Here is a 24192-nt window from a genome sequence, read left to right as displayed (position 1 = left end):
TAATGAGTGATTGCTTCCATGTGAATGTGTTCGAATGATCAATAGAAGGTAGTTTATGGCTGACTATAACGCTCCGGTAAAAGATATGAAGCTCGCGCTGAATCAGATAGCGCGGATGACCGAATTATCCACCCTGCCTGTTTTTGAAGATGCATCGGCCGATATGGTGGATGCGATTCTGGATGAGGCGGCACGTGTCGCACGTGATGTGGTGGCGCCCACCAATTGGGATGGCGATCAGAAAGGCGTGAGTCTCAAGGATGGTGGCGTTGTTTGTCCGGAAAGCTTCCGCGATGCCTATAACCAGTACGCCGAAGGCGGTTGGGGTTCGCTGCAGTTTGATCCTGAACATGGTGGACAGGGCATGCCGTATTTGCTCTCTGTGCCGGTGATGGAAATGTGGCAAGCGGCGAATATGGCCTGGGGCCTTTGTCCGCTGCTGTCACAGGGTGCGGTCGAGTGTCTGTCAATCAATGCCGATGATGCCTTGAAGGCCATTTATCTGCCAAAACTGATCAGTGGTGAGTGGGCCGGTACCATGAATCTCACAGAAGGCAGTGCCGGTTCAGACCTGTCACAGGTGCGCTGTAAAGCCGAAAAAGACGGTGATGCGTATCGTGTCACGGGTGAAAAAATCTTTATCACCTGGGGCGACCACAGTCTGACCGAGAATATCGCCCATCTGGTGTTGGCACGTTTGCCGGATGCACCAGCCGGTGTTCGCGGTATTTCCCTGTTTTTGGTACCCAAGTATTTAGTTAATGCCGATGGTTCGCTGGGTGAGTACAACAACACCAAGCCCCTGTCGCTGGAACACAAAATGGGTATTCACGCCAGCCCTACCGCGGTGATGGGCTTTGAAAACTCTGTCGGTTACCTGGTGGGTGAAGAGAATCGTGGTCTGGCTTGCATGTTCACCATGATGAACAACGCCCGTTTGGGTGTGGGTCTGCAGGGTGTGGCGATTTCTGAGCGCGCCTATCAGCAGGCGCTGGTGTTTGCTAATGAGCGCATCCAGAGCCCTGCCGTTGGTTTTAAGGTGCCGGGTCCGATTATTCGTCATGGTGATGTGCGGCGTATGTTGCTGACCATGAAGGCTTTGACTGAAGCGGGCCGGGCGCTGACCTATGATGCCTGTGGCAGCATCGATTTTTCTCATCATGCTGAAGATGAAACGCGTCGTAGCCGTGAAAAAGCGCGTGCCGCACTGCTGACGCCGGTGGTCAAAGGCTGGTGTACCGAGTTTGCTCAGGAAGTCACGTCATTGGGTGTGCAGGTACATGGTGGTATGGGCTTCGTCGAAGAAACCGGTGCCGCCCAGCATTACCGTGATGCGCGCATCCTGCCCATTTATGAAGGCACCAACGGCATTCAGGCGCTGGACCTGGTCGGTCGTAAAGTATTGCTGGATAAGGGTGAAGCCCTGACGTTGCTGTTGTCTGAAATGCGCGAAACCATCGCACTCGGTGGTGCCTTTGCCGATCTGGCAGCGGATCTTGAGCAAGCGGTGGCTGCGATTGAAACCGCGCGTGATGAACTGCTGGCCGGTGCCGCTGATGATCCGCAATTAGCCGGAGCTGTGGCGTATAACTTTATGATGCTGTTGGGCACCGTAGCGGGCGCCTGGGAATTGCTGCGTCAAGCTGAAGCGGCCAAAACCCTGCAGTCTGAAGGTGAAGATGATGCCTTCCTGGAAGCAAAGCAGGTGACTACGCGTTTCTATTTTGAGCAGATCCTGCCACGCTATCTGGGTTATGCGCGGATGGTTAAAGCCGGTAGTGCGACTATCACTGAAATGAGCGACGAGCAGTTCGCTACCGCTTGGTGATTCTGTCTTGATCCTGGCCAGTGCGGGCACTAGGTTTGCCCACACTGGCCTTTTTAGTGCCTGCCGCTTTATTCCCTCTGGATTAACCCCTTCACGCTTTTATGGTATCTTTGCCTGACTCTCTATCATCAGCTGAAAGATACCGATTACTATGATTATTAAACCTAAAATTCGTGGTTTTATCTGCACCACTACTCATCCGGTTGGCTGTGAAGCCAATATTCGTGAACAGATCGAATTTACCCGTGCACAACCTAAAGTCGCTGGTCCCAAGCGCGTGTTGGTTATCGGCGCTTCCAGCGGTTATGGTATGTCATCGCGGATTGCGGCGGCGTTTGGTAGTGATGCGTCAACAATCGGAGTGTTCTTCGAAAAGCCGGGTACGGAAAAGAAAACCGGTACCGCCGGTTGGTACAATGCCGCCGCTTTCGAGCGCCTGGCGCATGAAGCCGGACTCTATGCCAAGAGCATTAACGGCGATGCTTTTTCACATCAGGCTAAACAACAGGTAGTCGATCTGATCAAGGCCGATCTGGGCCAGGTCGATCTGGTGGTATACTCCCTGGCCTCGCCGGTGCGCAAAATGCCGGATAGCGGTGAAGTCATACGCTCCGTGCTAAAGCCAATTGGTGAGATTTATCGCTCTACGGCCATAGACACCAACAAAGACTGCATCATCGAAACTGAAATTGAACCGGCAACTGAAGATGAAGTAGCCGCCACTGTGCAAGTGATGGGTGGTGAAGACTGGCAGCTGTGGATTGATGCCCTGGCCGACGCAGGTGTATTGGCTGAGGGTTGTAAAACCGTGGCCTATAGCTATATCGTACCGATATCACCTGGCCGATCTATTGGCATGGTGCGCTGGGTAAAGCCAAACAACATTTGGACGAAACCGCGTCAGCGCTAAGCTCCAAGCTGGCCGCTATTGGCGGTCAGGCGAATGTGGCGGTGCTCAAGTCGGTGGTGACCCAGGCCAGTTCAGCGATTCCGGTGATGCCCCTGTACCTGTCGATGGTATTCAAAGTCATGAAAGAACAGGGAATTCATGAAGGTTGCATGGATCAGGTTTGGCGTTTGTTCCGTACAGGTTTGTATGGCAGTGGTGCACAGATGGATGATGCCCAGCGTTACCGTCTGGATGACTGGGAACTGCGTGATGATGTGCAGAAAGCCTGTCGTGAACTTTGGCCACAAGTGACCACGGAAAATTTATTTGAACTGACAGATTATGCGGCGTACAAAGATGAGTTTCTGAAGCTGTTTGGATTCGGCTTGGACGGCATCGATTACGAGCAGGATGTCAGTCCGTTGGTGGAATTTAATGTTATTGAGCTGCAAAGCTGAGCAGTTGATGACTCACAGGAACTGATGATTATGCGTTTTAACGGCGTGAAGGATTTCGATCACTCGCAGAGTGATAAAATTGGTGTGCTGATTACCAATCTGGGAACACCGGATGAGCCGACAACACCGGCTTTACGTCGTTATCTGAAAGAGTTTCTGTCTGATCCGCGTGTGGTAGAAGTGCCCCGGCCGATCTGGTGGTTTATTCTCAATGGCGTCATTCTGAATATCCGCCCGGCAAAATCGGCCGCCGCCTATCGCGAAGTCTGGACGGATGCAGGTTCACCCTTGCTGACCCACACGCAGGACCAATGCGCGGCATTGAAAAAATACTTCAGTGATCGCTACGGTGACCGGGTACAGGTCGAATTTGCCATGCGCTATGGCAATCCTTCCATTACTTCGGTATTGGAAAAACTGCAGCAGGCCGGGGTGCGTAAACTGGTGGTGCTGCCACTCTATCCCCAGTATTCCGGCGCTACGTCGGCCTCTACTTTCGATGCGATTGCCGCCGACTTTACCCAGCGTCGTTGGTTACCCGATCTGAATTTCATCAGTCATTATCCTGATTTCGAGCCCTATATTACCGCGCTGGCCGATAAGGTACGCCATTTTCAGGCTGAGCATGGGGTGCCTGACAAGCTGATTCTGTCCTACCACGGTGTTCCCAAACGCTATTTGCTGCAAGGTGATCCTTATCACTGTGAATGCCATAAAACTTCACGCTTGTTGGCAGAACAGCTGGGTTTGCAGCCGGATCAGTACCTGACTACGTTTCAGTCGCGTTTCGGGCGTGAGGAATGGTTGAAACCCTATACCGATGAAACACTGAAATCCTTGCCCGCCAAGGGGGTTAAATCGGTGCAGGTGTTCTGTCCGGGGTTTTCTTCCGATTGTCTGGAAACGATTGAAGAGATAGGTCAGGAAAATCGTGAGTATTTCATTGAAAGCGGGGGGGAATCCTACGCTTATATTCCGGCGCTGAATGCCGATGCCAGCCATATTGATATGATGGTGCAGTTGTTGGAGCCGCATTTGCACAACTGGTTGGTAGATGATGAGCGCGATGGTGAGCAGACCCAAGCCTTGGCAAAGGCCTTAGGCGCTTTGCGTTAGTTAAGTCGATTAAGGACCCGTTATGACTTGTGTAATTTTTCGTGAGCATGTGACCCAGGATGGCCATATTATTGGCGAAATCTGTCTCAACGCTGAACGTACACTCAATGCTCTCTCTCAGGAGATGATCAGACTGATACAGCCACAGCTGGATGTGTGGCAGGAAAATCCACGCGTGGTGGCTTTGCTACTCGACAGTGCCGGTGAAAAATCTTTCTGTGCGGGTGGTGATGTAGTAGGTGCCTGGCGTTTGATTCAGGAGGAGTCCTATGCCGATATTGATGAATATTTCGCGGCGGAATACCGTCTGGATTACCGCCTGCAAACCTATCCCAAACCAATAATCTGTTGGGGGAGTGGCTTGGTTATGGGGGGGGGCTTGGTTTGATGAATGGCTGCAGCCACCGGGTGGTAACGCCCACGTCACGCCTGGCGATGCCGGAAGTGACTATTGGTCTGTTTCCCGATGTCGGGGCCAGCTATTTTTTGAATCGCTTACCTGGAAAGATTGGCTTGTTTCTTGGTCTAACGGGTAGTCATGTTCAGGCAGTCGATGCGCTGTGGTTGGAATTGGCCGATTATGCGCTGCAAACCGATCAGCGTCAGTCCATGCTGGAGCAGCTTCTGACACAGATCTGGAATCAAGGTGATAATAAGGCTGTGATCACGGCTGTGCTCAGTGATTTGGCGGTGGCTGCGAAGCCTGCATTTACCGAGATGGCTGCGCCGGTTCAACAGCATCAGGTATTGATTGAGTCGTTGTTGGCTGATGAGTCAGTGACGGGCTTTGTGGACAGGCTTGGGGCCTTGTCATCAGATGATCCCTGGTTAGTGCGGGCTCAGCAAACAGTGAGTCAGGGCAGTCCATTATCTTTATGCCTGATTGCCGAGCAGTTAAAGCGTGCACGCCAGCTGTCATTGAAAGCGGTGTTTCAGTTTGAAATGCTGTTGGCGGCGCAGTGCTGTCGTCAGGGTGAGTTTGCCGAAGGTGTGCGTGCTTTACTGATAGATAAGGATAAGGCGCCAAAATGGCGCTTTGCTTCAGTCGAATCCGTGACAAAAGACGTGCTAGAATCACATTTTCAGCCGCCCTGGACGGTGAATCCATTGGCAACCCTCTAGTCTGTTGCCTAAAGACCCAAGGAGGTCCGTCATGAGTCAGTCATCCCCTCATCCAAAGTTCATGGAAGCCATGCGTAAACTGAAACAGATGAGTGAAGAAGAGCGTCTGTCAGAGGAAAATGCTGAACTGTTTGAACAGGCCATGAAGTACGCACCGCTGGATATCCAACCAACCCTGATTGCGATCCGCAAAAAATACGAGCAAACCTATCACTAGTAGGAGCTCGCTCCGCGAGCGATTGAAATCCCTACTCGCCCGCAGAGCGGGCTCCTACAGAGGGTGGTAATAACCTTATGTAGGAGCCCGGTCTCCGGGGCGAATTTGAATAAAACCCTATCGCTCACGGAGTGAGCTCCTACAGGAGCCCGGTCTCCGGGCGAATAAAAGATTACTGCGGTGCGCCAGCGGTAACTTCTTCGTCTGTGGCGCCGCGTACTTCGACAACTTCAACGTCAAATGTCAGTGTCTGGCCAGCCAGTGGGTGGTTGCCATCCAGCGTTACGCTGTCGCCTTCGATACCTACAACGGTAACAGGCTGCTCACCCCAAGGCGTCTGAGCCATGAACTGCATACCTACTTCGATTTCGTCCACACCCGCAAAATTGCTGCGTTCTACGGCCTGAATCATCTCTTCACGTACTTCACCATAACCCTGTTCTGGCTCAACGGTGACAGCCAGGGTGTCGCCTACCGCTTTACCGGTCAGTGCATTTTCAAGGCCGGGGATGATGTTGCTGGCACCATGCAGATAGGCCAGTGGCTGCTGCCCTACAGAGCTGTCCATTACATTGCCTTCGCTGTTGGTCAGGGTGTAATGAATGGAAACTACGGTGTTTTGATCGATCTGCATCTGTGCTCTCCTGTGTGATTTAGCCGATCATGCTAACTATCCCGACTTTACCTTGCAACCGCTTGTGTTGTAACCGGCGAAGGGGTTTGGAGTTTTTAAGTCAGATATCTGCCAGGGTTTTAAAGCTTAACTAATTGATGTTAAATAGATCCTATTAAAGTAGGGCTGCGAATGTTGAAGCCGATCAGATTTTTTTATCTGTTAGGTCAAGTTAATCGGAATTCTTCATGAGTGCGTAACCAACTTACTATTTTATGGAAGATAGAGCTAATTGATGGAGAGTGTTGATGCGTAATAATGTGATTCAAAAGCCAACCCTGGCAGTGATAGGGGCTGGTTTAGCCGGTTTGCGTTGTGCCGCTTTGCTTGCAGAAGCTGGCTATGCCGTGACAGTGTTTGAAAAAAGCCGTGGCACGGGCGGTCGTCTGGCTTCATCGCGTCTGGATGGGCTGACAACCGACTTGGGTATTCCTTACATTGAAACTCACCAGCCAGATTTTCATCATTGGTTACAGACGCATAGTGAGCAGGTACAACGCTGGCAGCCTTGCGAAAGTGATTTTTCCTTGTCAGCGTCACACGTTAACCCGGCACGCGAACTCTGGGTCGGGGTGCCACGCTCCAGTGCCATAACACGTGCTTGCTGACCAGGTTGAGTTGCGCACAGAAACACGTATCAGTGTGGTCTGGCCAGATAAAAATGGTGTGTTGCTGCGGGATGAATCGGCGGACGTGCTGGGGCACTTTGATAATGTCGTGGTAGCGGCTCCGGCACCGCAGGCAGCAGTGTTGCTGGATGCCGTTCAGCGTTACAGAAGTCGTGCCGAAGCAGTGGTGATGCAGCCTGCCTGGGTTGTGTCTGTGGTGTTGGAACGTCGCCCTGAGGCGCTGGCGCATATCGATCTGCTTGAAGGTGTGCATCCTGAACTGCAGCGCGTTGTACGTGACAGTAGCAAACCGGGACGTTCGGGTGAAATCTGGACCTTGCAGGCCAGTCGTGACTGGACTGAGGCCTACCTGAACCTGAGTGCTGATACCGTGATGCACGAACTGGTTGCTGCCTTGGTTGCACTGACGGGTGATCCGCTGGTGGTGAAAGCGCATCGTGCACACCGCTGGCTATATTGTGATGCTATATCAACGGAGTCGGCTATGGCACTCTGGGATGCCGATACAGCGATGGGTGCCTGTGGTGACTGGCTTGCAGGTGGAGGTGTTGAGGCAGCATGGCAAAGTGGTACTGAGCTGGCACGAATGATATTGTCATCTAAATCCTGATGGATATCTGCAATATAAGGAGCCAATAGTGGCAGAGACACTGGTAAAACAGGTGCAGCAAGCCTGTAAGCAACTGGATCAGGTTATTCTGGGAAAACCTCAGCAGATCCGCCTGGCAGTAACCTGTCTTTTATCTGGCGGCCATCTACTGATCGAAGATCTTCCGGGAATGGGTAAAACGACCCTGGCGCACGCACTGGCCAGTGTTTTTGACCTGGCGGACACCCGCATACAGTTTACTAGTGATATGTTACCCGCTGATATTTTGGGCGTTTCGGTGTTTGATGCCAGCAGTGGGGCATTCGTGTTTCACCCAGGTCCTGTATTTACCCAACTGCTACTGGCGGATGAAATTAACCGGACTACACCGAAAACCCAGAGTGCGCTGCTTGAGGCCATGGAGGAGCGCCAGGTGACTCAGGATGGTGAAACACGTCCCTTGCCTGAGCCGTTTTTTGTGATAGCTACCCAGAACCCACTGACGCAATTTGGTACCTTTCCACTACCAGAATCGCAGCTGGACCGTTTTCTGATGCGGGTTAATCTGGGTTATCCCAGCCCGGAAGCTGAGCGTCAGCTGCTTGCACGAGGGGAAACCCTGAATCGACGTCATACCATCAAGGCGCTTTTGTCACCGGCACAGCTGGTTGAAGCGCAGCAGGCCTGTCTGGCCGTGCATGCCTCGGCTGACTTGATCAGTTATGTGCAGCGGCTGGTACAATATACCGTGAAGGGGCGGGCTTTAGTTATGGGGTATCTCCGCGTGGGGCACTGGCCCTGTTACGTTGTGCGCGCTGCTGGGCCTGGTTGCATGACCGTGAACATGTGGTACCTGAAGATGTACAGAGCGTGCTGGAAGCGGTGATTGGTCACCGGGTACGTCCGGCCGAAGATATGGCAGGTCATACCTCGGTCAGACTGGTGACGGAGCTGCTCTCTAAGGTTGATGTTATGGCACGCTAATGACTATGCGCTGGCCTGAGTGGTTATCCCTGCAACGTACCGGTAAACTCTATATTCTGCCACACGCGCCGGTTGGGGGTTTGTATTGCTTCTGGTGCTGCTGTTATTGCTGTCGATTAATTTTGAGAATAATCTGACCTTTGCTTTAACCTTCCTGCTTACGGCTTTGATGATCATTGCCATCCTTTATACCTACAGTAACTTGTCAGGGGTGCAGTTAAGTTGTGTTGGTGCGCAGCCTTGCTTTGCCGGTGAGTCGGCAGGTTTCACTCTGCAGTTAACCTCTGAGGCCGGGCGCGAACATCAGCAATTGCAACTGAGTTGGCCGCAAGCCCTTCCTGTGGCGGCAGACCTGATCGACACCAGCCAGATACGGCTTGAGTTGGCATTGCCTGCAGCACAACGTGGCTGGTGTGTGGCACCCACGATTCGTTTACACACTGTATTTCCGCTGGGTCTGTTTAAGTGCTGGTGTTACTTGCCGGTCGATGGTCGGGCATTGGTTTATCCCGCACCTGAGGCTGGTGGTATTTTACCGGCAACGGCAGGAGCCGATGGTCAGGGGGCGATGGCTGAGCAATCCGGGAGCGATGATTTTAGTGGACTGCAACGCTTTGAAACAGGTATGTCACCCCACCACATTGCCTGGAAGGTGTTTGCACGGGGTCAGGGGCTGCATGCGAAACGTTATGCCTCGCGTCAGGATCTGAATATCTGGCTGGATTATGACAGTTGGCCGGAAGCTGATCTGGAGCAGCGTTTGTCACGGCTGTGCTTCTGGGCGCTGAAACTCAGTCGGGAAGATCGGCCCTTTGGGCTGCGTTTGCCAGGGCAGACGTTGAAACCCGCACGTGGTGAAGCCCATCGCCAACAGGTTCTGAAGAAACTGGCGTTATTTGGGGCTGATACTTCATGAAGGCAGGCATAGAAAAAATCAGTCGCTCTGCCGTTATCTGGCAATTGTTGGCATTTGCAGCCGTGGTTATTCCGCACCTGGTTTGGCTACCCGTTTGGGTCATGCTGATTTGTTGCGCCTGTATTGCGGCACGGCTGATGATTCATACCGGGCGTTGGTCTTTTCCGCATTGGAGCCTGAGGCTTTTGCTGGTGATGGGGGCCGCTGCAGGCCTATTGGTGAGTTTTAACCGGGATGCCAGTCTTAATGCCATGGTGGCACTGTTGATTGTCGGTCTGGCATTAAAATTGCTGGAAATCTACCGGCGTCGTGATGCCTTAGTGCTTTTGTATGTGGCTTTCTTTGTTGCTGCGACCACTTTCCTGTTTGAACAAGGGATGGGGCCGCACTGATAATACTCCTGGCTGTTGTCGTGGTTGTGGCAGCATTAAACAGTATCTGGCAGGATCCGCTTCGCGAGGATATGCGGCGTCCGTTAAAACTCTCCCTGAGGATGCTCGCGCCTGCATTGCCGTTGATGTTGGTGCTGTTTTTTCTGTTTCCACGTATTGGACCGCTATGGTCGGTCGAGCTGGACAGGTCTGCTGTGCGGACCGGTTTGTCAGAATCCATGTCGCCAGGCGATATCAGCCAATTGACCCGCTCTGGTGAGTTGGCTTTTCGCGCTGTATTTGCTGATCAGCCACCGCCATCTTCTTTGCGTTATTGGCGTGTGCTGGTACTCAGTGCATTTGATGGTCGTGAATGGACGCCGGGTACGTTTAGACAGTCTGAGATCGAAGAGTTAGTGGCATTGGCTGACCCTGTTTCCTATGAAATAGTCCAGGAGCCCAGCAATCAGCGCTGGCAGTTCGTACTGGATATGCCAGTATCAGCTCCGTCTCAGTCGCAAATGACCCCGCAGCGTACGCTTATGGCTCCCAGTGAGGTGAGGCAGCGTGTGCAGTATCAGCTCAGCTCCGTGCCAACCTATCAACTAGCCCCTGAGCTGAGCCGTGAGGCGCATGCGTATTACACCCGCTTACCACGTCAGGCCAATCCGCGCAGCCGGGAATTGGCTGAGCAGTGGTTGCATGCCGCTGATACTGATGCGGCGGCCTTTATTGAGCAGTTATTCCGTTATTTTAATGCCTCATTTATTTATACACTGGAACCGGCTGTGCTGGGGCGGCACAGTGTGGATGATTTTCTGTTTGAGACGCAGCAGGGTTTCTGTGAGCACTTTGCCAGTGCTGCGGCATTCATGCTTCGAGCGGCCGGAATGCCTGCGCGTGTAGTAACCGGTTATCAGGGAGGTGAATGGAATGCGAGCCAAGGCTATCTGACCCTGCGTCAGTATGATGCGCATGCCTGGGTCGAGGTCTGGTTAAATGATCAGGCTGGGTTCGCCTGGACCCGACTACAGCGGTAGCACCAGAGCGTATTGAGCAGAGTGCTGATCAGTTGTTTAGTGGGCAAGCTGGTTTTCTGGCGGATTCCCCGCTTTCTGCTTTACGTCTGGCACGCCAGGGTTGGTTGCTTCAGGCACGTATGCACTATGATTCGTTGAATTTTGCCTGGCAGCGCTGGGTACTTAACTACCATGATCAGCAACAGCATCTGTTACAGGATTGGTTAGGCGAGCTGACGCCATTGAAAATGGCGCTGGCGCTACTCTTCCCTGGTGTATTGATTTTGGGTTGGTTATCTTGGCGTTTACTCTATAGCGGGTCCAAAATGGATCTGTTGCATAGACGTTTACAGCGCTTGTTTAAGCGTATTGCCAAGCGGGGTTTTCAGCGGCAACCAGAAGAAACACTGTCCGGTTTTGTCGGCAGAATTGCGCAAACAGACCCGGTATTGGCGGAGCAGTTAAGACCGGTTGCCGAAGCCTATGAAGCACTAAGATACCAGTCGGTGGATGCCGTGACAGCGAAACGGCAAGTGCTGAGACAATTGGACTTGGCCGAACGTTGCCTTAAATGACACTAAGGTATTAAACAACAGAGTAGTCGTGCCTACATTTCTGTTTTATAGTAGAGGCGCTTAAACAATAATTACAAGAGATTAGAATGAGCCTGTATAAAACTGTCGAAAAAGCGTTTTTTAACTCATTGACCAAAAAAATTACGGGCAATGTCCTTTTTTTATTAGCTCCGCACCTTTTATTGATTGCTGTGGGTGGATACTTCGCCGGGCGGTTGATCGATATGATCAGGGCGTTAGAGTTGTCTGATCCATTGGAACAGCAACTGCTGTCTGGTCTCGACTCGTTGCTGTTTGCCGCCAGTGCAACCATTACACTGGCTTTGTTGGCGGGTATCTTCACCATTTTCTTTATGCGCCATCTGTTTCTAAAGCCGATCCGGGAAATTACCGACGTCTTGCGCGCTATCCGCGAAAAAGAAGGTGATATTTCCGCCACACTGCCGGCTTACACCTACGATGAAATTTCTGATATGGCGCGTAGTTACAATGATTTCACCGATCAGTTACGTGCCATGATTGAGGAAACCCGGCGTCACTCTGTCAGTGTGGCGTTGAGTTCAACCCGGCTACAAAAAACCGTGAATGAAGCCAGTGAGTCCTCTACTCGCCAGGAAGAGCAGGCGCAGATGGTGTTTCAGTCCAGTTCGCAAGCCTCTCAGGCAATTGATGAAATTGCCAGCAATACGCAGCAGATCAGTAGCCAGACCGGCAGTAATATGCAGGAGATCCGTAATTCCAGCCAGGAACTGAGCAAGGTTCTGGAACAGGTCAAAACCGTGCGTGAGCTGGCCACACGTTTTCAGGATACGGTGCAGAAGCTCAGTGAAAACTCTGGCAATGTGATGAATATTTTGTCGATGGTTAAGGATTTTTCTGACCAGACTAACCTGTTGGCACTGAATGCCTCAATTGAGGCAGCGCGTGCCGGAGAGGCGGGTCGCGGGTTTGCCGTGGTGGCCGATGAAGTACGTAATTTGTCCCAGAAAGTCAGTGTGGCTACCGCGCAAATCGATACCAATATCAATGAAATGAGTTCGCTGGTTGGGAATACCCAGAGCAGCGCCGTGACTATTCTGGAGTATATTGAAAACACCGAAGTCTTTATCGATTCCACCAGTGATCAGTTTGTTAAGCTGGTGTCTGACTTTGAAGATATCAATCATCAGCTGACGGGTATCTCGGCAGCCATTGAAGAGTTGTCTTATACCAATAAAGAATCGCATGATCATGTGTGCCAGATTACTGACTTGTCAGTAGAAATGAAGCAAGAGATGGAACGTTCCAAAACCTACTCCAGTGATTTGGAGAAAGCGACAGAAACAACCCAGGAGCTATTGTCACATTTTCTGATAGGTCGTGGTGGATTCGAAAACATGACCCGCACCGGGTTTGAATGGTCCAGAGAGATCATGGACTGCATGGAAGGGCTGAATCAGCAAGGAGTGAATCTGTTTGATCATAGTTATCAGCGCACGAATCCAGGGCATGAGCCTGAAAAATTCAACCTGAGTTATACTGATGTGTTTGAGCGTAGCTTGCAGCCTGTCTTTGATAGATTTATCAGTGAACGTTCGGAGTTTATTTATGCGATTGCGGTGGATAAAAACGGTTATGCACCTGCACATCATTCCAAAGTAAGCAAGGCGTTAACCGGGGACGTGCAGAAAGATTTGATGCAGAGTCGTCACCGGCGTTTCTTTAAAGCCAATCGTCAAGAGAAGCGTCGGTGTTCGCACCAGAATGCATTTCTTCTGCAAACGTATATACGTGATACGGGTGAAATTCTTAATGATCTGTCCATCCCACTCTACATTAACGGCAAGCACTGGGGGGCGTTAATCATGGGCTTTGAGCCACGTTGTCTGCTGGAGGAAAGCTAAGGCTACGACCCCTGAAGCGCCGCTAACGGGGTCAATGTATTGCTGTTATTAAAGCGTTTGATCCACAATCAGGTGTTTGAGTAACTGTTTGAGTGAATGGTAAGACAAAGGTTTGCGGCAGATGGCGGTAACTCCGACTTGTTTGAAGGATGTGAGGGGTTCTTCATCCTGCTCGGAGGTGACTACCAGAACGGGCACAGCGGGTTGATCCGTGTATTGACGAATATGCTGAACCAGTTCCAGACCATCGATATTGGGCATGTTGTAATCAGTAATTACCAGATCGAAGCGTTGGCTTTTAATGATTTGTAGCGCTTCAGCGCCATCTTTGGCTTCACGCAGGTTGGTGACACCTAGTGAGGTGAGAATGCGGTTCAGATAGCGGCGTGACATTTTGCTGTCATCCACTACGAGTACCCAGAGATCTTCAAAAGCTGCATCAGGATCGTCATCGGCATTCTGGCGGTCATCGACATATTCCACCGCACTTAACAGTGCTTTGCGCAGTTCTTCCGGATCAAAAGGTTTTGGAAGTATGGTAGCCGCACCTGCTTGGCGAATAGGTTCGAGGTAGCGGTAGAGGGTTTCGGATGAAATCAGAAAAAACACCACTTCATCCAGTCCAGCCACTTTGCGCATTTCACCGACCAATTCTGAGCCTGTCATATCCGGCAGGTGCATGGCTGACATAACAATATCCGGAGTGATGTTCTGCATGCGCTCCAAAGCTTCGCTGGCATCACTGAATTCTTCTATAGCCTGAACACCCAATGAGCGCAGATGCCCGGTGATAATGTTGCGCTGCATCCGTGAGGGTTCGATTACTAGTATCAGAAGTTCTTGCAATTCCATTGTGTTAGACTCAAAACAGTTAGGTTGTGTCATTTATACCCGACCGGGCGCAGATTGCAACACTGAATAGGTTGGATTGACACGCATTCAGTTTTGTTCAGCTAAGGTTAAGTCGGGTGGCGTTTAACTATTATCCCGAGCAGGAATATATCGGGTCTCTTCATCATTTCAACTAAGCTAGTTTTACAAGGTCGCCCTAAAATGGGCGGCCTTTTCTTTATGTACTCAGTGGAGCTAACTCACCGGGCTGCTAAGCGCTTTCTCAGTCAGTGGTCGAAACAGGGCACGAATCTCCTCCTCGTGCGTGCAGTCCATCGCCTTGGCCAGTAGCGGGCTTAAGTCTTCACGTTTAACCGAGCGAATCAGTAACTTGATTCTGGGAATATTATAGGCGCTTAAGCTGATGCTATTGTAACCCAATGCCAGTAAGACCAATACAGCAACCGGGTCAGATGCCATTTCCCCGCATACAGACACCGGCAGGTTCAGATTGGTACATTGAGCCTGTATCTGCGCCAGCGCATTTAGAACAGCCGGATGCAGGTGGTCAAACAGGGCTGATACCCGCGGATTATTACGGTCAACAGCCAGTAGATACTGCGTCAGATCATTAGAGCCAATGGATACAAAATCCACCCAGGGGGCAAGTTTTGGCAGTAATAGCATGGCTGAAGGAACTTCAATCATCATACCGATACGTGGCATGCGTACGCTAATTCCTTCTTTGCTCAGGTCTACAACGGCTTTCTCAACATGGCTACGAAAGCTGGACATTTCATCCACCCGGCTGACCATGGGAACGAGTAGTTGCAGATTATCATTGCCGACATCAGCTCTGAGCATGGCGCGAATCTGAGTAACCAGCAGTTGCGTGTTGTCCAGTGTAAAGCGTATGCCACGCCAGCCAAGGTAAGGATTCTGCTCGCTCATTTCAAAGTAGGGGAGTTGTTTGTCTCCGCCTATATCCAGAGTGCGCATTGATACAGGCCGGGGAGCATAAGCCGCCAGTACTTTTTGATAGATGCGCAACTGCTCTTCTTCTGTCGGGAAGCTTTGATGTACCATAAACGGAATTTCGGAACGGTAGAGTCCGACACCTTCGGCTCCGCGTTCAAGACCGGGCGTGGCATCAGCAAGCAAGCCTGTGTTGGTGAGCAGGCTTACGCGAAAGCCATCTTGTGTTTGCGCCGGTTCATGGCGTAGTCGATCCAGACCCTGAATAAAGCGCTTTTCATCGGCTATCATGCGCCGGTATTCACGGCACAGCGCTTCCGGTGGGTTGATGGTGCATTCACCACGGTTGCCATCAACAATGATGCGCTGCCCACGGTATTGATCCGGTTTCAGCCCTTCGACACCCATCACAGCCGGAATACCCAATGCATTGGCCAGAATCGATGTGTGCGATAGTGCTGAACCTGAGGTACAGACAATGCCATGGATGCGCTGTAGCGGAAATTCCGCCAGATCGGTAATGTTAACCAGTTCGCCGGTGAGTATCAGCGGTTCATCTGGTGTTTCCGTCACCTGTCGTTCGTGCTGTAGTAGTTCGTTGAGTAGTCGCTGACCTATGTTGGTAATATCTTCGCTGCGGGCCTTCAGGTAAGGGTCATCAGACTGGTCAAAGATGGCAGCCATTTGTTCAATAACCTGGCGCAGAGCCCAGGCGGCACTGTCACCCTGCTCAATGCGAGCTTCGACACCCTTAATCAGCTCCGGGCTTTTTAACATCATCTGGTAGACGCTGAACAGCGCATTCAGATCACCAGGCAGGTGGCGGCCCATTTTTCCTGAGCGGCTTTCCAGGTCTTTTTCCAACCACTCAATTGCTTCGTGAAACTCGATTTTTTCTTCTACTGCATCGCTGTTAATGGCGGGTTTAACCTGATCCAGGGTCATGTGCGGGTCTATCACCCAGAGCCGGCCAATACCTATGCCACCAGCGCTACGAATACCACTGAAGCGCTTGTAGGATAGTGCCATTTCCTGCTGTAACCAGCTGCCACTGCGTTGTAGCAGGTGTAAAGTGCCAGCAAGCTGTGAGGCTACCGTGATAAGAAATGCCTCTTGTTCATCACTGTAACGGCCTTCATCCTGATCCTGGATTACCAATACACCAATCAGGCGGCGCAGGTGAATCAGGGGAACGCCCATAAAGCTGCGGTAGGATTGCTCATGCGTCTCAGGGATATACACGAAGCGATCATCGGCTGGCGCGTCAGCAATATTTAACGTACTCAGGCTGGCAGCAATATGTCCAACCAGCCCTTCATTCAGGCTCAGGCGAACCTGACCCACGGCATTGGGGGCCAGGCCGCGGGTGGCAGCCAGAATGAGTGTATCCTGCTGGGGGTTGCACAGATAAAGGCTGCACACGCTGGATTGCATCAATTCACTCAGGCGGCCCACAATAGTATCCATCATAGCTTCCGGATCCTGAGTACGGGCAATGGTGTCGACCAGGGCGGTCAGATCAGTCAGTGATGATGGCATCTTCAGTATCCGTTAAACAATTGTTTACTATTGGGCTGATATTTGCATACTTGTTTGAACTCGACAATATATGCGCATTAAATTTTTTTAATATAGTCCCGAAGCGACGTATCCTTGTGAAATATGAGGTGCAGTCATACGGGGAAGTTGGTGTGTTTGAATTTTACCTGCTAATATACGTCTATACGCGTATTTTATTCTATATAATACCCACTTTTAAAGCTTACGGTTGGTCTGCCAAGTATCCATGAATAGTAAACTCAAGCGCTCAGACGCTCTCAAAGTAATGGATATCTGCCGTCAGGATGTCGTCACCTGTCAACGCCATGAGAGTGTGTTGTCTGCTATCCGCCTTATGGCCGACTATAATATAGGTTCTGTGGTCGTTTGTAATGGGCAACAACCGGTTGGTATGTTAACCCGGCGCGATGCGATGCATCTGGTTCCAGAAGATGGTGAAAAAAATGTGATCGTCGAACAGGTGATGTCGACGCCATTGATCACCATTACGCCGGATGCGGGTATCGATGAGCTGGGTATTGAGTTGATGTCCGGTCGTATTCGTCATGCGGTTGTGGTGGATGAGCAAGGCGGCCTGATTGGCGTGGTCAGTGAAAGTGATATCGTCAATAGCCACGGTCTGGAACATGACCTGTTCATGCGCTCTGTCTATGATGTTTGTAACCATCACCCGATGCGTTTTCCGGAAGATTGTGCCTTGCGTCTGGTGATCAAGCGTATCCGTGCCGCCGGGCATACGGCTGCGATGATTGAAGGGCTTAATGGCGAGCTTAAAATTATTACAGAAACCGATATTATTCGTTTGATCGCCACTAACCCGAATGATACGGACAAGCCCCTGTTCGAGTTTACCTTTAAGAAACTGATTAGTGTACCCGGTTCCGTCAGTCTGTTTAATGCGCGGCGACATTTCCGCAAGCATGGTTTTCGCCACCTTGGGGTGATGAACGACGAAAATGAAGTTGTCGGACTGGCATCCTACTCTGACATTCTGCGTAATGTGGAGCTGGATTATATCTTTCGGATGCGTGAGTTGCTCAATGATCGCAGCTACCGTCTGAATGAAACCCGTAATCACTTGCGTATCATTGAAAAAGTAATCGATTCTTCCATGGAAGGTATCGTGATTTGTAACGCTGAAGGTAATATTCAAAGCGTCAATCCGGCCTTTACCCAGATTACTGGCTATCAGGACTGGGAGGTCATTGGCTCTAATCCCAGTATTTTAAGTTCTGGTAGGCATGATAAAGATTTCTACAGCAATATGTGGGATCAGTTACAACGTAAAGGGCGTTGGCAGGGCGAGATCTGGAATCGTAACAAGGATGGCCGAGTCTATCCTGAATGGCTGAGTATCACCGCGATTGAAAGTGAGCAGGGCGAAGTAATCCAGTATGCGGCTATTTTCCATGACATGACGGAAATTAAGCGCTCTGAAGCACGCATTAATAAAATGTCCTACTTTGACGAAGTCACCCATCTGGCTAATCGACGCCTGTTTATTGATCGTTTGCACAATGCACTGAGTTACGCGGGTGATCATGGCAATCTGGTGGCGCTGATCAATATGGATCTGGATTGGTTCAAGACCATCAATGATCGCTTTGGTCAGAGTGAAGGTGATCTGGTACTGAAGGAAATTGCCCGTCGAATTGAAGACTCGCTGAGCGATTCGGATACGGCAGCACGACCGGGTGGTGATGAATTCAGTATCATCATGAATGGCCTGAAAAGCCTGGATGAGTTGCCGCTGTTTCTGGATCGTTTAGCCAAGGTTATTTCAGCACCTGTATTGATTAATGATACTGAAATACGCCTGACCGCCAGTATCGGTATCGCTATGTACCATCCGATGCCAGTGATACTGAGAATCTGTTGCGTTGTGCTGATGCGGCAATGTATGAAGCCAAAAACCTGGGGCGTAACAGCTACCACTTTTTTTCTGCGGCTCTGGATCAGCAATCGCGTTCACGTTTTCAACTGACCACCTTACTGCAGAGTGCGCTGGAAAAAGATGAACTTCAGCTGTTTTATCAGCCGAAAATGTGCTTGAAAACAGGCCAGATTGCTGGTGTTGAAGCGCTGTTGCGTTGGTTTAGCCCGGAGATGGGCGAGGTTTCACCTAGCGACTTTATCCCGCTGTCTGAAGATATGGGCTGATTGATCAGATCGGTGACTGGGTTATGTTGCAGGCGATTAAGCAGGCAGTTGCTTGGCAGCAGCAGGGGTTGGCGGTGAATGTTGGCGTTAATGTATCAGCGCGACAGTTTCAACGCGGTAATGTGGCAGGGCGAGTGATTAGTTTGTTAAATCGTTATAACTTGTCGCCTGATTTATTCAGTATTGAGCTGACTGAAACCAGCTTTATGCATTCAGCCGATAAAACCCGCTCCGCTATCAGTGAATTGCTGAAGTTGGGTGTGGGTGTTGCTATTGATGATTTTGGAACCGGGTATTCCAGCTTGAATTATGTGCGAACTCTGGCGCTCAGTGATTTAAAAATAGACCTGAGTTTCATTCGTAATATAGAGACCTCAGATAAAGACAGGCGTCTGGTTGAAGCAATGATTGCTATGGCGCATGCCATGGATTTTAAAGTAATTGCTGAGGGCGTAGAAACCCGTGAGCAGCTGGCACTGCTCACACGTATGGGGTGTGACCAAGGTCAGGGCTATCTGTTTAGCCGACCTCAACCAGAAGAGATAATAACTCCCTGGTTAAAAGCCAATATGATGACAAAAAAGTAACTGGGTGCGCTGGTTAAAACCACTCATCCGGCGCTTGCGGCGCTTGGGTAGATAGGGCACCAGTAAGCCCAGCACTACACCGCCGAGAGCAACTAAACCGCCGTGGGTCAACCAGCGAATCAGATTGCTCTGATCCATATTGGCGATCTCAGACTCCAGGCGACGTATCTCCTGTTGTAAGCCTTCCACCTGATTTGCAGACTCAATGTTACTGCTGGAAATATTGGATAACTGACTATTAAGGTCAGCAATTTCCTGGTCTTGAGCAGATATTCTTTCACGACTTTCGCTGAGTGCTGTTTCCAGTGCAGGCAGTTGACTGAGTTTGCTTTCACCTGTGGCGACAAACTCTGCGGGCACCCAACTGGTGCGACCGGATTCCGTACGAATTTCGATATACTGATCTTGGCGATTCAGGATGGTAACTGGTTCACCACTGTTTACCCGGCCATTGATACGATATTGATTGCTTGGGCCGCCATGCGTAAATACGTAGACATCATCGGCAATGTGGGCTGCTTCCTGTGCAAACACAGGAGCAGATAATGCCAGCAACAGAGACAGACTGAGTCGTTTTTTCATCATAAAACTCTTGTTTGCTTTTCTCGAAATAGACCCATTGTACGGATTGAGGCGGCGATGACCAGTCCGCTGCAGAAAATCTTCTTCAAACAGGTTAAAATGCGACTTTATTGCTCTTGGGAGTGTGTATGCAGTGGTTTCGTCGAATACTGGGTCGGTTACTTATTTTGCTGGTAAGATTTTATCAGTATTTCATCAGTCCGATGCTACCCCCAGTTGTCGCTATGAACCGACCTGCTCAGCCTATATGATCGAAGCTATTCAGGTGCATGGACCTTTGAAGGGGCTGTATCTGGGTGTGCGCCGGGTATTGCGTTGCCATCCCTTGTGCGATGGCGGTTATGACCCTGTTCCACCCGCTTGTTGTACTGATCAACGTCAGCAGAAAGAAGAAAAGCTGAAAAATGATACGCCTACCTAGCTGGCACCTGTTGTGTAACGGCGCTGGATCAGCTAGTTTGAAATAAAATTCTCCGCAAAGGAAAAACGCAGATGAATGCATCCAAAGCCTCCCGCCTTTATATTCTCGATACCAACGTGTTGCTTCATGATCCCAAGTGTCTGTATGAGTTCAAGGAGCAGGATGTCGCCATCCCCATGACAGTGTTGGAAGAGTTGGACGATATAAAAGATCGTAAGCAGCATGTATCCCAGGAAGCCCGTCACGCTATTCGTTCAATTGATGCCATTCTCAGCACGGCAACCACTCCCGAGCAGATTACTAAAGGGGTGCGGATACTTTTGCCAGGTAAGGACCGTGCAGAAAAACTCGGGCGCCTGAGCATTTTTCCCGACCATGAACTTACCGCACGTGCGGGTTTTTTGCCGGATGAGCGCAATAAAGACAACAAAATTATTAACTGTGCACTGCATTTGCAAGCAACCTTTCCCCACCGTCAGGTGGTGTTGGTTACCAAAGATATCAATATGCGCCTCAAGGCCATGGGGGCGGGATTAAAGCGTGTTGAAGATTACCGCACTGATCAACTGGTTTCAGATGTAGAGCTGTTGCCGGAAGGTTACACCTACCTGGAGCAGCCTTTCTGGGAACAGGTGGAAAAGGTTGAAAGTTTTCAGCGTGACGGTAAAACCTACCATAAGCTGGATCGTAAGCTGCTGCCTGATACCTGGATGAATGAGTATTTGTACGACAGTACGCAGGACTTCGCCGCGCGTACAGTGGCCATTGATGAAACAACAGTCACCCTGTTGGATCTTGGCTATCAGCACCTCATGGAGCAGTGTTGCTGGGGAATTTCACCGATTAACATTCAGCAGGCGTTTGCCATGCAGTCGATGCTTGATCCAGATCTGGATTTGAGTATGTTTCTGGGCTCAGCTGGTTCAGGTAAGACCCTCATCGCACTGGCCTGTGCTCTGGAAATGGTGATCGAACAGGGGCTGTTCAATAAAATTATAGTGACACGCTCCACGCCACCTGTGGCTGAAGATATCGGCTTTTTACCGGGTACAGAAGAAGAGAAAATGACCCCGTGGATGAGTGCTATCAGTGATAACCTCGAGGCGATGCACGAGCAGGATGAGCGCCCACAAAGCAGTGTGAAATATGCACTGGAAAAGGCCAATCTGCAGTTCAAATCACTGAATTTTATCCGTGGCCGGAGTATTCAGAAAGCGGTAGTGTTGATTGACGAAGCTCAAAACCTGACACCGCAACAACTTAAAACTATAATCACGCGCTGCGGCAAGGGTACGAAAATCGTTTGTTTAGGTAACCTGGCACAGATTGACTCCAATTACCTGACACCACTGACATCGGGTCTGACCTATATTGTAGAACGTTTTCGTGACTTTGAAGGTTCGGCCAGTGTGCATTTTGAAGGCGTGTTTCGTTCACGCCTGGCGGAATATGCTGAAGAGCATTTGTAACTATTTATGCCACTATTTTTATAACTACCTATCTGAGTTGAGCGCTGTAACGAACAGGTCGTTAGCATCGTTCAGCTCCCTGAGGAAAGCGGGATGTTTGCGGCCCACACTGTTATCCTGATCATATTGCTTTATGTGATGTGCCTGTTTGGTCTTGCCGTCTGGGTTGAGCGACGTACCCGCTTTCGCAGCAGTAGCCTGATGCCCGGATGGGTCTATGCGCTATCCTTGGCGGTTTTCTTCACCTCCTGGACTTTCTACGGCAGTGTTGGCTTTGCTGTTCAGTCGGGAATGTTGTTTCTGGGTATCTATGTGGGTGCCTTGCTGAGTGTCATCTTCTGGTGGGTAACGCTCAGGCGCATGGTGGCGGTAAAAGAAGTCTTCCGCATTACCAGTATTGCAGATTTCATCTCCACCCGTTATCGCCGCTCACAGCGTATCGCTGCACTGGTAACCATCCTGGCACTCACCGGTGTTGCTCCTTATATCTCGTTGCAACTGACGGCGGTGGTGAGCAGTTTCAGTATCATTACCGGTAGCAATGAAAGTGATGCCTGGGATATGACCGGGTTGCTGGTGATGCTGATGATGCTGGCATTTACGATCATGTTTGGTATCCGGCGGCTTGATCCCACCGAGCGTCACAGCGGCATGATTGCAGTGTTGGTGGCTGAGTGTTTAGTCAAACTGGTGGCTCTGGGTGTGGTGGGTGTTTTCATTATAGGCGCCGTATTCGGTGATTTGAATGAGCTGGCGTTCGCATTGAGCCAGGATGATCTCAGTTACTTGACAGAGTTTCAGCAGCCTTCCCATTCCGTGCTGATGTGGACTACGCTGGTGGTTCTGGGGTTTGCTGCTGTACAGTTTTTGCCGCGTCAGTTTCATGTCAGCGTGGTGGAAAGTAGTGATCAGCGCCATATCAAAACAGCCATGTGGATGTTTCCCCTCTACCTGATTCTGATTAACCTGTTCGTTATTCCGATTGCCGCGGCAGGTCTGAAACTGGGGTTGCCGATTGGATCGGCCGACTTCTTTGTGCTCAAGGTACCCCGGTATCTGGGTAATGATTTGATGACCTTGCTGGCCTTTATTGGTGGTTTTGCCGCAGCAACCGGTATGATTATCATTTCGACCATGACCCTGGCCACCATGACCTCAAATCACCTGGTATTGCCGGTGTGCGGCAAAGTGCGCTTTCTTGAGCCCTTGCAGGGCTATCTGCTGCAAATTCGCTGGGTGATAGCGGCTCTGATCATGGTAGCCAGTTATGTCTTGGCGATGGTGCTGAGTAACTCATACATTCTGGCGGCTATGGGATTAATCTCCTTCGTTGCGGTATTGCAATTAGCACCGGCCTTATTGATCGGCATGTTCTGGCGTCAGGGTAACAGTATGGGTGCGATGCTTGGCTTGTTTGCCGGCTACATCTTATGGGGCTGGACGCTGATTATTCCATCAATGATTGCCGAAGGCTGGTTGCCTCCAACGATTATGACGCATGGGCCCTGGGGAATCAGCTGGCTGCGTCCGGAAGCTTTTTTAGGTATAGAGTTCCTGCCACCGCTGATCCACAGTGTCTTCTGGTCCATGCTGTTTAATATACTTTTTTATCTACTTGGGTCCTGGTTCTACCATCCGCAGAAACAGGAGCGAGCGCTGACGCGTGAATTTATGGCCGCGATGCTGTCAAGAGGTAAGGTTTCGGGTAAAGCCAGGCCTACCGGGCTGGATGCCTATATCGCACTGGAACCTAAATTAACTGAGGCCCACGACCTGTTGGTACGTTATTTGGGTGCCGATAAAACCGATGAGTCGATCAATCGCATTACTGATGATCTGCAGGTGAGTGGTAAGCCTTACCTGACGATCATTGAGTTAATGGAATTTCACCGCATGCTTGAACATATACTGGCGGGTTCCATTGGTTCAGCCAGTGCACACAGCGCGATGGAAGAGCGCATTAACTATAACGAACGCGAAGCCGCCGATCTTAAAGCACTTTACAGCCATATTGTGAATGAACTGCAAGGCCAGATGCGTGTTGATCAGCCCTCTGAAAATGCTGAGGGTGGCTATATGTTCCTGGACCAGATGCAAAGCCAGTTGGATGAGCTGGAAACCACCATCAGTGATCAGAAAAAGCGTATCAGTGAACTGGAACTACGACTTGAAGCGCGTTATGAAGAAATTTTCAAGCACCGTATGGAAGCACAGAAACTAAAAGTTGAGAATGACAGTCTGCGACGTCGACTCGTGGATGTTAGCGATACTGTGGATGTTTCGCTGCCTCCAGATACAGATAAAGGCAGTCATTGATCAACAGGGCTACACCACAACA

19 protein-coding genes and 4 pseudogenes are annotated in these 24192 nt (G+C 50.5%); 19 read left to right on the top strand and 4 right to left on the bottom strand.

The window, feature by feature from the left end; genetic code table 11:
• Positions 1-55: 55 nt before the first annotated feature.
• The 5 genes and pseudogenes from LH51_RS10855 (at position 56) to LH51_RS10835 (ending at position 5630) form a co-directional block, all read left to right on the top strand.
• Positions 56-1828, top strand: coding sequence for an acyl-CoA dehydrogenase C-terminal domain-containing protein (locus LH51_RS10855; protein ID WP_036522180.1), 1773 nt, complete (start codon positions 56-58; stop codon positions 1826-1828).
• 151 nt (positions 1829-1979) lie between these two features.
• Positions 1980-3175, top strand: a pseudogene (gene fabV / locus LH51_RS10850) (enoyl-ACP reductase FabV).
• 30 nt (positions 3176-3205) lie between these two features.
• Complete coding sequence (gene hemH / locus LH51_RS10845; protein WP_036522210.1) at positions 3206-4291, top strand: ferrochelatase; 1086 nt, start codon at positions 3206-3208, stop codon at positions 4289-4291.
• Positions 4292-4313: 22 nt separating this feature from the next.
• A pseudogene (locus tag LH51_RS10840) lies at positions 4314-5413 on the top strand (enoyl-CoA hydratase/isomerase family protein).
• 31 nt (positions 5414-5444) lie between these two features.
• Positions 5445-5630 carry a hypothetical protein gene (locus tag LH51_RS10835; RefSeq protein WP_036522179.1) on the top strand — a complete coding sequence of 62 codons (186 nt, stop codon included), beginning with the start codon at positions 5445-5447 and terminating at the stop codon, positions 5628-5630.
• 172 nt (positions 5631-5802) lie between these two features.
• Here LH51_RS10835 and LH51_RS10830 read toward each other — a convergent pair whose 3' ends face one another.
• Entirely contained in the window at positions 5803-6264 is a 462-nt protein-coding gene (locus LH51_RS10830) for an FKBP-type peptidyl-prolyl cis-trans isomerase (protein WP_036522178.1), read from the bottom strand.
• Between the two features lie 287 nt (positions 6265-6551).
• Here LH51_RS10830 and LH51_RS10825 point away from each other — a divergent pair, with 287 nt between their 5' ends.
• The 9 genes and pseudogenes from LH51_RS10825 to LH51_RS10800 all read left to right on the top strand — a co-directional run bounded on the left by LH51_RS10825 (position 6552) and on the right by LH51_RS10800 (position 13269).
• Positions 6552-6911 carry an NAD(P)-binding protein gene (locus tag LH51_RS10825; protein ID WP_036522176.1) on the top strand — a complete coding sequence of 120 codons (360 nt, stop codon included), beginning with the start codon at positions 6552-6554 and terminating at the stop codon, positions 6909-6911.
• Positions 6901-7542, top strand: coding sequence for an FAD-dependent oxidoreductase (locus LH51_RS10820; RefSeq protein WP_052063686.1), 642 nt, complete (start codon positions 6901-6903; stop codon positions 7540-7542). Before LH51_RS10825 ends, LH51_RS10820 begins: the two co-directional genes overlap by 11 nt.
• Before the next feature lie 28 nt (positions 7543-7570).
• Entirely contained in the window at positions 7571-8407 is an 837-nt protein-coding gene (locus LH51_RS10815) for an AAA family ATPase (RefSeq protein ID WP_327124803.1), read from the top strand.
• Positions 8320-8505 carry a hypothetical protein gene (locus tag LH51_RS24265; RefSeq protein WP_327124822.1) on the top strand — a complete coding sequence of 62 codons (186 nt, stop codon included), beginning with the start codon at positions 8320-8322 and terminating at the stop codon, positions 8503-8505. The genes LH51_RS10815 and LH51_RS24265 overlap by 88 nt, the downstream gene beginning before the upstream one ends.
• 85 nt (positions 8506-8590) lie before the next feature.
• Positions 8591-9421: a DUF58 domain-containing protein gene (locus LH51_RS10810; RefSeq protein ID WP_052063685.1), complete on the top strand. Its 831-nt coding sequence runs from the start codon at positions 8591-8593 to the stop codon at positions 9419-9421.
• Positions 9418-10340 (top strand): annotated as a pseudogene (locus tag LH51_RS24260) (DUF3488 domain-containing protein); the annotation flags it as partial. The gene LH51_RS10810 and the pseudogene LH51_RS24260, both read left to right, overlap by 4 nt.
• Complete coding sequence (locus LH51_RS24255) at positions 10314-10832, top strand: transglutaminase-like domain-containing protein (RefSeq protein WP_327124820.1); 519 nt, start codon at positions 10314-10316, stop codon at positions 10830-10832. The pseudogene LH51_RS24260 and the gene LH51_RS24255, both read left to right, overlap by 27 nt.
• A gap of 32 nt (positions 10833-10864) precedes the next feature.
• Positions 10865-11386 carry a DUF4129 domain-containing protein gene (locus LH51_RS19255; protein WP_052063682.1) on the top strand — a complete coding sequence of 174 codons (522 nt, stop codon included), beginning with the start codon at positions 10865-10867 and terminating at the stop codon, positions 11384-11386.
• 86 nt (positions 11387-11472) lie between these two features.
• Positions 11473-13269, top strand: a complete 1797-nt coding sequence (locus LH51_RS10800) for a methyl-accepting chemotaxis protein (protein ID WP_036522175.1) — start codon at positions 11473-11475, stop codon at positions 13267-13269.
• Between the two features lie 48 nt (positions 13270-13317).
• Here LH51_RS10800 and LH51_RS10795 read toward each other — a convergent pair whose 3' ends face one another.
• Both LH51_RS10795 and ptsP read right to left on the bottom strand, forming a co-directional pair.
• A complete protein-coding gene (locus tag LH51_RS10795) occupies positions 13318-14121 on the bottom strand; it encodes a response regulator (protein ID WP_036522207.1) in 804 nt (267 codons plus the stop codon).
• Positions 14122-14355: 234 nt separating this feature from the next.
• Positions 14356-16614, bottom strand: a complete 2259-nt coding sequence (gene ptsP, locus LH51_RS10790; RefSeq protein WP_036522174.1) for a phosphoenolpyruvate--protein phosphotransferase — start codon at positions 16612-16614, stop codon at positions 14356-14358.
• Between the two features lie 247 nt (positions 16615-16861).
• On the opposite strand from ptsP, the gene LH51_RS10780 reads away from it, so the two are divergent.
• Positions 16862-18619, top strand: coding sequence for a GGDEF domain-containing protein (locus LH51_RS10780; protein ID WP_052063680.1), 1758 nt, complete (start codon positions 16862-16864; stop codon positions 18617-18619).
• Positions 18532-19382: pseudogene (locus LH51_RS19245) on the top strand (putative bifunctional diguanylate cyclase/phosphodiesterase). The gene LH51_RS10780 and the pseudogene LH51_RS19245 overlap by 88 nt, the downstream one beginning before the upstream one ends.
• Here the strand turns inward: LH51_RS19245 and LH51_RS10775 are convergent.
• A complete protein-coding gene (locus tag LH51_RS10775; protein ID WP_235263668.1) occupies positions 19353-19967 on the bottom strand; it encodes a TIGR04211 family SH3 domain-containing protein in 615 nt (204 codons plus the stop codon). The pseudogene LH51_RS19245 and the gene LH51_RS10775 overlap by 30 nt on opposite strands.
• A gap of 244 nt (positions 19968-20211) precedes the next feature.
• On the opposite strand from LH51_RS10775, the gene LH51_RS24775 reads away from it, so the two are divergent.
• The 3 genes from LH51_RS24775 to LH51_RS10760 all read left to right on the top strand — a co-directional run bounded on the left by LH51_RS24775 (position 20212) and on the right by LH51_RS10760 (position 24170).
• Positions 20212-20385, top strand: a complete 174-nt coding sequence (locus LH51_RS24775) for a membrane protein insertion efficiency factor YidD (protein ID WP_442934831.1) — start codon at positions 20212-20214, stop codon at positions 20383-20385.
• A gap of 71 nt (positions 20386-20456) precedes the next feature.
• Positions 20457-21854, top strand: a complete 1398-nt coding sequence (locus tag LH51_RS10765) for a PhoH family protein (RefSeq protein ID WP_036522172.1) — start codon at positions 20457-20459, stop codon at positions 21852-21854.
• A 93-nt stretch (positions 21855-21947) separates the two neighbouring features.
• A complete protein-coding gene (locus LH51_RS10760) occupies positions 21948-24170 on the top strand; it encodes a sodium:solute symporter family protein (protein WP_052063677.1) in 2223 nt (740 codons plus the stop codon).
• The last annotated feature ends 22 nt before the right edge of the window (positions 24171-24192 follow it).

Origin of the sequence: Nitrincola sp. A-D6, assembly GCF_000764495.1 — a bacterium.
GTDB lineage: Bacteria > Pseudomonadota > Gammaproteobacteria > Pseudomonadales > Balneatricaceae > Nitrincola.
This window is presented reverse-complemented; position numbering and strand designations above follow the sequence as displayed.